General features: G+C 43.5%; 9 protein-coding genes and 2 pseudogenes. 5 read left to right on the plus strand and 6 right to left on the minus strand.

The features are described 5' to 3' along the window. The first annotated feature begins 458 nt into the window (after window positions 1-458). Window positions 459-737, plus strand: coding sequence for a hypothetical protein (locus F6K57_RS31800; RefSeq protein WP_293072076.1), 279 nt, complete (start codon window positions 459-461; stop codon window positions 735-737). Window positions 738-1,052: 315 nt separating this feature from the next. Here the strand turns inward: F6K57_RS31800 and F6K57_RS31810 are convergent, their stop codons facing one another. After that, the gene (locus F6K57_RS31810; RefSeq protein ID WP_293072078.1) at window positions 1,053-1,262 is read right to left on the minus strand and encodes a hypothetical protein; all 210 of its coding nucleotides are present in this window, start codon (window positions 1,260-1,262) and stop codon (window positions 1,053-1,055) included. A 476-nt stretch (window positions 1,263-1,738) separates the two neighbouring features. Here F6K57_RS31810 and F6K57_RS42255 point away from each other — a divergent pair, with 476 nt between their 5' ends. Then, window positions 1,739-1,879: a hypothetical protein gene (locus F6K57_RS42255; RefSeq protein ID WP_364304910.1), complete on the plus strand. Its 141-nt coding sequence runs from the start codon at window positions 1,739-1,741 to the stop codon at window positions 1,877-1,879. A gap of 777 nt (window positions 1,880-2,656) precedes the next feature. On the opposite strand, the pseudogene F6K57_RS42260 reads toward F6K57_RS42255, so the two are convergent. Continuing rightward, window positions 2,657-3,559: pseudogene (locus F6K57_RS42260) on the minus strand (NACHT domain-containing protein); the annotation flags it as partial. A 490-nt stretch (window positions 3,560-4,049) separates the two neighbouring features. Here F6K57_RS42260 and F6K57_RS31820 point away from each other — a divergent pair. Continuing rightward, complete coding sequence (locus F6K57_RS31820) at window positions 4,050-4,313, plus strand: type II toxin-antitoxin system HicB family antitoxin (RefSeq protein WP_293072080.1); 264 nt, start codon at window positions 4,050-4,052, stop codon at window positions 4,311-4,313. Between the two features lie 51 nt (window positions 4,314-4,364). Here F6K57_RS31820 and F6K57_RS31825 read toward each other — a convergent pair whose 3' ends face one another. From F6K57_RS31825 to F6K57_RS31835, 3 genes are all read right to left on the minus strand, one after another. After that, window positions 4,365-4,718, minus strand: a complete 354-nt coding sequence (locus F6K57_RS31825) for a hypothetical protein (RefSeq protein ID WP_293021217.1) — start codon at window positions 4,716-4,718, stop codon at window positions 4,365-4,367. A 230-nt stretch (window positions 4,719-4,948) separates the two neighbouring features. Next, window positions 4,949-6,853 (minus strand): tetratricopeptide repeat protein, encoded by a 1,905-nt coding sequence (locus F6K57_RS31830; protein WP_293072081.1) that lies wholly within the window; start codon window positions 6,851-6,853, stop codon window positions 4,949-4,951. Between the two features lie 73 nt (window positions 6,854-6,926). Then, entirely contained in the window at window positions 6,927-8,054 is a 1,128-nt protein-coding gene (locus F6K57_RS31835; RefSeq protein WP_293072082.1) for a hybrid sensor histidine kinase/response regulator, read from the minus strand. Between the two features lie 353 nt (window positions 8,055-8,407). Here F6K57_RS31835 and clpS point away from each other — a divergent pair, with 353 nt between their 5' ends. Next, a complete protein-coding gene (clpS, locus tag F6K57_RS31840; protein ID WP_293021214.1) occupies window positions 8,408-8,728 on the plus strand; it encodes an ATP-dependent Clp protease adapter ClpS in 321 nt (106 codons plus the stop codon). 4 nt (window positions 8,729-8,732) lie between these two features. Continuing rightward, on the plus strand, window positions 8,733-9,035 hold the full coding sequence (locus tag F6K57_RS31845) for a DUF2103 domain-containing protein (protein ID WP_293072083.1): 303 nt from the start codon (window positions 8,733-8,735) through the stop codon (window positions 9,033-9,035). Window positions 9,036-9,404: 369 nt separating this feature from the next. On the opposite strand, the pseudogene F6K57_RS31850 reads toward F6K57_RS31845, so the two are convergent. Next, window positions 9,405-9,505 (minus strand): annotated as a pseudogene (locus F6K57_RS31850) (molybdenum cofactor biosynthesis protein MoaE); the annotation flags it as partial.

The raw sequence follows: 9,505 nt of genomic DNA on the forward strand, positions 1-9,505 counted from the left end.
TACCGTTCTTCAGGTCAGAGTACCACCAGATAAAATTGTCAGAATAGGTGAGGAAATTTGGCTGTCTATAGACCCAGAGAAGATTCATTTATTTAACCCCCATGATGGGATGGCAATTCCTAAGTCTATTAGCTAAGCGATCAGTAATCAGTAATCAGTAATCAGTAATCAGCTGTCAGCGATCAGCGATCAGTAATCAGTAATCAGTAATCAGCTATCAGCTCATGGGCTATGTCACAGGCTGGAAGCCTGTGCCACACTACTTGAGGTGCTTTTGAATAAAATATGCTGACCACTGACAGCTGAATGCTGAATGCTTAGCAAGGCATAGACTAGATTTTGCCCTAGTTGTCGGAAACTTCTGCTCTCGAAGGCAGAGGAATTGATCCAAACAGGATTATAACGTTAGTTCCTGGTTCGGATCCCCCTAAATCCCCCTTAGTAAGGGGGACTTTTGCGTGGAATTTCCTTCTTTTCTGACGACTCCCGACTCCCGATTCCCGACTCCCGATTCCCGATTCCCGATTCCCGATTCCCGATTCCCGATTCCCGATTCCCGATTCCCGATTCCCGACTCCCGATTCCCGATTCCCGACTCCCGACTCCCGACTCCCGATTCCCGACTCACTACTCCCTACTCCCTACTCCCTACTCCCTACTCCCTGCTCCCTCAAAAATATTTTTTTACAAAACTTTTCAAAATATGCTATAATATAATAATTTTTGTGCTACAATAAAATTGTCCCCGTTAAAATTGACGGCAAGAGCCAGCCTAACGATCTTCCTTGGGCGAAGGCTGGCTCTGGGTCCCACTTAACTGGCAAGATGCCAGTTCTACGAAGGAGATACATTTATTATGTACTATGGTAGAAACCTATACCCATGGGTAATGGTTAGGCTATTGCCACCCATGGCACCAGTGGTTTTCGCTCGGTTCGACAACCTTTGTGATGCCAAGAGGTATGTGCAGCCTCTTAAACGGCTCATCCCTGATGCTAAGTTCCTTATTTTTTTGGATATTAGTCTGCCTATGGATCAAGAATAATAGGTAGTTAAGGAATGAATAAGAGTAGAGTGGGCATCCTGCCCGCTCGAAAATAAGGAGGAAACTGGCAAGATGCCAGTTCCACCCAAGATGCCCATTCCACAAAACTATTAAAATCATTCCATTCCACGAGCAACGCCCGAAAATAAGGAGGAAACTGGCAAGATGCCAGTTCTACGCAAGATGCCAGTTCCACCCAAGATGCCCATTCCACCAAGATGCCCGTTCCACAAAACTTTTAAAATCATTCGATTATTAACCCCCACACTAGGTGGTCGCAAAGTGCTCCCGCAGCAAATCGTGGATGAATCGATAGCGTCCACCCACTTGCTTGATCAGGCGGCGTTCTGTGGCATAGCTCAGGAAATGGGCGTAATTCCAGGGGATTGAACCACTGCGCCAGAGAATGAGGCGGAGGACGAAGTGCTGAATCACTGGTATGCCAGCACATGAAAAACCCAAGAACATTGCCATCCCAGAAGCAAAAATTAACATCCTGACTGGTTCAACATTCTCTGCTGAAACTAGACTAAGTGATACAAAAAATAATAAAGTTACAGGCAAAATAATTAAACTAATAATAACGGTATTTTTAGCAGATTCTTTAATCCCCTGATTCGGTTTATTTCGTGTTTTTATTTCTTCTACAGTCAGCCCATTAATCAGCCCATAAGTCAGCCCAAAAATCAGCCCATTAATCAGCCCATTAATCAGCCCTCCAATTATTATATTAATCAGCCCTCCAGTCACCCCTTCATGTGTTACATAAATAATCAGCCCAAAAATCAGCCCAAAAATCATATATCCAATCGTTGTTTTTCTTTGTTTCCATGAAAGTTTTATAGTTTCAAAAAGATTTATATTATTCATGTCATCAGGATCAGTAATTACCCCAAATTTTAGCCTAATAAGCACAAATTCTAGCACAAATTCTAGCACAACAAGCAGCCCAATAATCAGCCCAATAATCAGCCCAATAATCAGCCCAATAATCAGATTACGCCCAAAACTCAGCCCAATAATCAGCCCAAAAATCAGCCAAAAACTCAGCCCAAAAATCAGCTTATACAACCATTTTTCTCTAGAAGTAGTCAACATATCAGGCTGCATTTTTTCAATCAAAAAGTCGGTTTGTTGTCGCTCTTTCAATTGTTTAGCAAGCCAGGCTAACCAGCGCCTAGTCTCCTCTTCTGAATAACCTCGACTGTCATGCTTTTCCTGTAGTTTACGGTCAATGTAATTCTTAAATAACGTTTGACGGCATTGGTTCTGATAGTCTTCCTTTGCCTTAGGATCTTTAAAATGTCTCTTTTCTGGCTTCAACCCATTTCCATATGGATAAGCACGGGGAATCAAATGCAATAGTAAGGGCATTCTGGCTAACTCTAGCAACCCATCTGAATCTTGCTGAATTCCTTGCCAGAGGGGACCCTTGAACCCCTTTAAATAATTTTCTATCTGCTCATCCGTCAAAGGTTGCAAACAGACTTTTCCGCGCATATCCAGAATTTGCTCACCGGCTTCATACTCTTCTTCACGACAGCAGACCACAATTTGAGGAACGTGTTTGACAAACTGATTTAATTGCTGAACACATAACCTCTGCCGCTCTAAGCCCAACTCATCCAAACCATCCAGAAGAGGTAACAACTGACCGGTGGTAATCCACTCCTGAGTAATGGCTTCGGGGAGAGTATAACGAAACTTTAAATAAGCTGCTAACCATTCAGCAATGGGCTGGTCATCTTTCCAATCAGAAAGTTCAGCAATAATTGGAATCGGTTGGTTTTCCTGCTGCTGGGCACGTGTAATTAAATCCTTGGCCAAATCCAACAGCATGGTGGTTTTTCCAGAACCGGGGGCACCGAGAATCAACAGTTTCCCGGCAATATGCTTTTGGTTAAATACCTCAATAACCTTTTGACCTGGTTGAGATTCTGTCGTTACTCCCCAGAAAGGTACTGCCAGGTACTTGGGTAACCATTCCGGCAATGAACGAGAATTGCTAGGATTCACAGTATTTTTTTCCGGACGATCCAGTTGCTCCCTTTGGTCTGGCATCACCAACTTAATCAAGTGGTGATTGTCCAGGGAGTAATAAAGGTAATTGTTAACGTCTGCTGCTATTTCTGCTAGCAAGCGTTGTCGCCATCGCTGTAAATTTTCCGGTGGAATTTTTTTAGGGATTTGAGTTTGTTTTCCTGGTTTAGTTGTGAGCAAATACCCAATTATAGGTAGAGCCAATAAGTAACCAATACCTAAAATCCAGTAGACTTGTTGGAACCACTCCGTATCCTGTTGTGCTGATTTTTGAGAAACTAAATTTTCTGCTTCATGAGCTAAGAATCCATAAACTATTACGCATACAGCAATTACTAGAATTTTGCGAAAGAGAGTTTTTTGCTGGTCAAAGCGATTGATCAAAAGTCCGACAATACAGGTAAGTAGTCCTAGTAGTAACTGGAGTAGTCTTTGAAGGACGTTGGGATTGGTCAGAAGTTCAGCAAGGTTCATCTGTGAAGCGACCTCTGTTTTATCACTATCTTAAATTTTAACGAATTAGCGTCGAGAGAGCCAATAATATAGCAATTATATGTGCCATGAGGGACAAATAGATCCCCCTAAATCCCCCTTATCAAGGGGGACTTTGAGGTTGAGAAGCGTACCTCATAAATCCTAGAAACGCTATATCAAGTCTGCTTGAATATCCATAATTAAGGAGAGGGTGGGGAGATAGGGAGATGGGGAGATTTTTATTAAGCGATGCAGCGCGGTCTTGGGGGTTTCCCCCATGAGCGACTGCATCAAGACAGGATAATTATCCTGATTTGATCTAAAAAATTAAATAGTCTAGGTAGTTTGATAAAACAGGAAAGTGGGTCGAGTGTGGTAAGTGGGGGGAGTGCGATCGCACTCAAAGTCCCCCTTATTAAGGGGGATTTAGGGGGATCCCTTTGTACCTTATGGGAGATATAATGGCTATAAAACATCTAAGGAGATTTGTATGAACGCAGAGTTTACCGCCATCATTGAGGCAGCAACAGAAGGAGGATATTGGGCGATTTGTCCTGAAATTCCTGGTGCGAATGGTCAAGGAGAAACGGTTGAAGAAGCAAAAGAAAGCTTGAAGAATGCAATTCACTTAATTTTTGAAGATCGTTTAGCTGATAGTCGTCGAGGACTACCCAAAGAAGCAATCGAGGACAAAATTTCTATACACTGGCGGTGCGTTACGGGACGGGCTATCCTAACCTTGGCTACGAAGTGAAAAATCAGGGCTAGCCCATCCCTAACGCACCCTACGCACTCACGCCAACAGCTATAAGCTATCACCATCATCGAGCAATTGCTGAAGATTTTCCAGTTTCAATAGGTCTTCTCGATTGACTACATCATCACTAATTTCAAGGATAGGATTTGCTGAGGAAAGGTTGTTGTTGAACAGATTTTTAATTTCTGTTTCACCCAGAAACCTTCCTTGCTCAAAGAACCGTTGACTGCTATTTGTACTATCAACAAAGAAGCCAAATGACTGTTGGGGAAATTTGAAGTCAGATGGCAATGACTGAGCCTGGACATTAGAGACGATGCCAGCAGTTAAGGAAACAACTGTCAAAGCTAGGGTTGTCTGTTTCCCAAACCTGGGAAGGATCTTAGTTAGGGTCGGTTTCATGATGTTATAGCGCTACGCGCAAGTCAGAAGTTAGAAGTCAGAAGTCAAAAGTAAAAAAAAATACCAATTCAAGTAGGGTGGGCAAAGTAATATTATCTAGAAGAGTAATTTGAACGCAACGGTTTTTGCCCACCCTACAAGCTAGCTACAAATTCAAGTAGGGTGGGCAAAGTAATATTATCTAGAAGAGTAATTTGAACGCAACGGTTTTTGCCCACCCTACAGGCTACTTATATTGAATCCAAATATTTTGCTAGCAATTCCGGAATATAGTCATAGCCATCTACGCCAATGACAGCAATAATTTTTGACCGTTGCTGTGCCAAAAGGGTTTGGAAGCCTTCTTGCCCCATTTGTCCTTGCAAAATACTTAATAAACCAGCTGGTTTGCGCCAATCCTCAGACCCAATTTGCTCTAATAGATAGGCTCCTAAACTAGCGGTATAAATCACTTTCTGCCAATCTTGCTGGCTGTAGCAAGCTTGGGCTAGGTAGGCCAAATTCACTCCTTGTAGGTACAAATCCCCAGAAAATTGGGCGGCTTGCCAGCCTTGTTCTAAAAATGCGATCGCTTTTTGATACTGCTCGACCACGACATGGGCAATTCCCAAACTACTGAAACACAAAGCTTGACTTTGCCCAACCCCATAACTCCCTGCTGGAGAATCCCCCAATCGTTCTAACAATAATCGACCTTGTTCTAGATAGTGAATAGCACTCTCATACACCTCTAGTTCTGCTTGTTGGCTATCCTGAGCTTGAAACACTTCACTGTAGCCGAAATTCACCAGAGCATTCGCTTCCCCTAACCGGTCTCCAGCTTGACGAGCCAGTATTAATGCTCGTTGACTATAGTTAATGGCATCAGCATAATTCTCTTCCTCCACACAAATCCGACTGAGGTGATTGAAATTAGCAATTTCACAGAGTTTATCCCCAGCCTCACGGGCAATCTCTAAAGCTTCCTGATGGAAGCTATTGGCTTGGTCATAGGCTCCTTGAGACCAAAGGGAATAACCCAACAAGGTTAGAATCCTGGCTTTCTCCTCGGTTCGGTCTACTTGCCGCAGGGGTTCATCTAGGTAATTCAGGGCATCTTGGAGATAGTTGCCGCTAAAGTTAGCAAACACACCACCGTAGAGAGGGAAGTAGTCCCGTTGGGCAAAGGTGCGCAGAATTTGCAGACAAACCTGAAAACAGCCATTTGCAATGGCATTTCCGTTGCTACTAATTGCTGTCTGGTTCAAAACATTAGCTAACCTAGACCAAATCACAGCAAATACGATAAAGGTAGAAATCGATAACTTTGCTCCCATCTTGGAGTCATATACCATTTTATCGAACCAATTCACCAGTCCTCGCTGCAAGCACTGGAGAATCACAGCCAATTCCACCCAAGCTTCTAGTTCCAAACTCGGCTGAGTATCTGCCCATTCATGGAAGGATTGATTCAGCGCTAGACTTTCAAATAAAGACTGGGGTAACGGGCTCTGAACCTTTTTCCCCCACAGCCCCCAAGGGCCACGCTGTTCCGGAGTACCCTCAAATCCCAGTGAGCCTCGACTTTGGTCATAAATCCAACTGACCAGATAATCTTCCAAGCGTTGCCAAGATGCCAAACCCGCCGTAATCCCAGCCGCCAGTTGTCCAAGGTCTTTAGCAGTATCAGATTCAGAAGCTTGTTGTGCCTGTTGCTTTAGGGGTTTAGCCAGGCTCGCCAGTTGTTGTAACGTCAGCGGTGGTTGTTGATTGGGGTCAATCACTCGCAATAAAGCCGTAAAGCGCTCAGCTGGTTCAGCAGTAGTAATGAATTGAATAGCGCTAGTGATAGTTTCTGAAACTCGGTTTTCTTCCTGCCACTGTTCCCATTCACCACGAATGGTATTAAGCGCCCTGAGTTGACGGATTGCCTTGGCTTGCTTCAATTCACTCTTAGGATTGTCTACTTCTGCCTGAGTCATATCGAAGCGCTGATCAAGGCAACGTTCAAAAATTTCCCCGGTGCCAACCGTAACCCCCTTGACCAACATCTGATAGACCTGGGATTTAGAACGGATCTTCCCCTTCAGGGTAGTTTTGACAATGTCATCGATTAACTCAAAATAGCGATCGCTCAATCCCATCTCGTTAGACATAACCTTTTGCCTGATCAGTGCCCACTTTTCTCAAAAATAGCTCAAAATCACCATAGACTTCTGGCAGGTCTAGTTAAGCATCAACATGATTCGGCAATGTTACAGTAAACAAAGTCCCCTTACCCAACTCAGACTTAACGTTGATTGTTCCTTGATGAGCTTCGAGAATTCGTTTGGAAAGATATAGTCCTAAACCACTACCTGAGCGTTTGTGGCTACCCTGGCGAAACCGTTCAAACAACTCTTTTTGGTCTTCTGGGGATATACCAAAACCAGTATCTTCCACCTCAATCACCACCAACGACTGATGCCCTTCACTAGTGTTGGGACTATTCCTCAGACGAACGGTCACAGAACCGTTGTCAGTGAATTTAATCGCATTTCCCAGCAAATTCATGAACAGTCGGTGCAGTTCTAAGCGATCGCCCATCACTATCGAGTTAACTTCCTTCGGTGTCTGATAGTCCAAAGACAGTTTTTTATCACGAGCTAGGGCAGACAGTTCTTGGATGACTTCCTCAATAACCTGTTCCACAGGGATGGCAGAGAAAGACAAATACTTCCGACCGGCTTCATAGCGATAGACTTCTAGTAACGTATTCACCATAGTCAGCAAATTGTGGTTACTGCGAGTCATGGTGACTATGGCTTCGAGCACTGGGGGTGAAATTTCTCCCAAAGCTCCCTGCTGCATAAGGTTTAGGATGCGATCTGCTGCTACTAAGGGGGTGCGCAAGTCATGGGTAAGCCGAGAGACAAAATCTTCTCGTTGCCGAGCAATTTCATCCCGTTCATCCACACTATGCTTGAGGCGCAAAAGCGATCGCACTCTGGCCAGCAATTCATCCACTTCTACGGGTTTACGAATAAAATCATCCGCCCCCATATCCAGTCCTTGGACCACACTCGGATGATCATAAGCGGTGATCAACAAAATTGGTATAAACGGTAACTTGGGATTGCTTCGGATGCGCTTGGTTACTTCAAAGCCATCCATTTCTGGCATCATCACATCCAATAGCACCAATTCCGGCGGAGATATCTCTATTTTCTCTAGGGCAACCCGACCATTCTCTGCCAAAGTAATCTCGTACCCCTCTTCTTCTAAAAGCGTCTGCAGTAGAAACAAGTTGTCAGGGGAATCATCCACAGCCAAAATGCGATCTGTTTTGGAAGGGCGGGTTAGAGGTAAAGCATTCATTGAATCATTTCGTTGGTAAGTCAGAAGTGGAAACCCCTGTCATTGATGTATGGGGAGCGGGCTAATTAGTGGGTCGGCAAACCATTGCACACAGCCCCTCAGCAACTTCCCCCTGACACAAACAGCAGCCTGAGTTCGCTTCATTATGGCAAATTGGGCTTTACAGGCAAAGAAAAAATTGCGAATAGCGAAGGTCGTTGAAACCCTTAGGGATTAAAGGCTTAGTCCAATTTTTGATTTTCCTTATTTCTCACGGTCACTATGCAGGGCGTTTCAATTTTTGTAAACTGGAAGGAATGGTTTGACTTTAAACTTAATTTTTTGTAAATTATTCTGGTAACCTATGTGCGACTATGGTAAGATCAGCAGCTTATAAAGCTACATTTGCTGCACCAGTCAAAGCTCCTGAACGCTCTGGTCAAGTTACCCGAAAGCCTTATCCCAACTATAAGGTAATTGTGTTAGACGATGATTTTAACACATTTCAGCATGTTCACGACTGTCTGGTCAAGTATATCCCTGGGATGACAAATGATCACGCCTGGGAACTCACCCATCAGGTTCACAACGAAGGTCAATCCATTGTTTGGGTCGGTCCCCAGGAACAAGCGGAACTCTACCACCAACAGCTTTCTCGTGCTGGCTTAACCATGGCTCCCTTGGAGGCTACATAGTATTATGAGCCAACCCAAAGACGGCAGACTGGTTTGGAATCACTCTACCCACATTCAGGGTCTCATTCCAGTTCTGCAACGACTCACAGATTACCCCGGTATTCAAACCATTACCCCTGCTGTCCTTGGGCGGGCAAGAAGTCACTGTCCTAAATTACAGTTAAAAGTATCAGTGCCAATTCGTGGGGGATTCAAGGTAATTGCCAGGTCTGGTAAAAGCTTTCAAGAGGTGTTCATCCTCACCAACTTGAGTAAGGTCGAACTAGAAAAAGCGATCGCTCAATCACTCAAACGATTAAAACGATAAGTACAAAAGTTGGTTCTACAGGAAGTTTAGAATTAAGAATTAAGAATGTAGAATTAAGAATGTAGAATTTATAATTTATAATTTCGTATCTTCCGTACCTGTTATGCTAAACTGTTAGCTTTTATGACCTCAAATCACTATCATGTATAGCTTTAAGGTTTTGATAATTAATTTTTACTCTAAAATTTTAGCTAAACCCACAACCTCCTTATTATATCAATAAGTTAGATTTTGTTTGTGATAATTTAGCATAATCAAAACGGAAGAGCCCTAATTTATAATTCTGCCTTCTGCCTTCTGCCTTCTGCCTTCTTCATTCTGCCTTCTGCATTCTTAATTCTTAATTCTTAATTCTTAATTCTTCATTCTTCATTCTTCACACGCCCCAATACTGACCCAACTGCTAGAACCATCATCCCAATGCTCTTTTTTCCAAATCGGAGCATTATGCTTCAACGTGTCAATAGCAT

Origin of the sequence: Moorena sp. SIO4A5, assembly GCF_010672005.1 — a bacterium.
Classification (GTDB): domain Bacteria; phylum Cyanobacteriota; class Cyanobacteriia; order Cyanobacteriales; family Coleofasciculaceae; genus Moorena.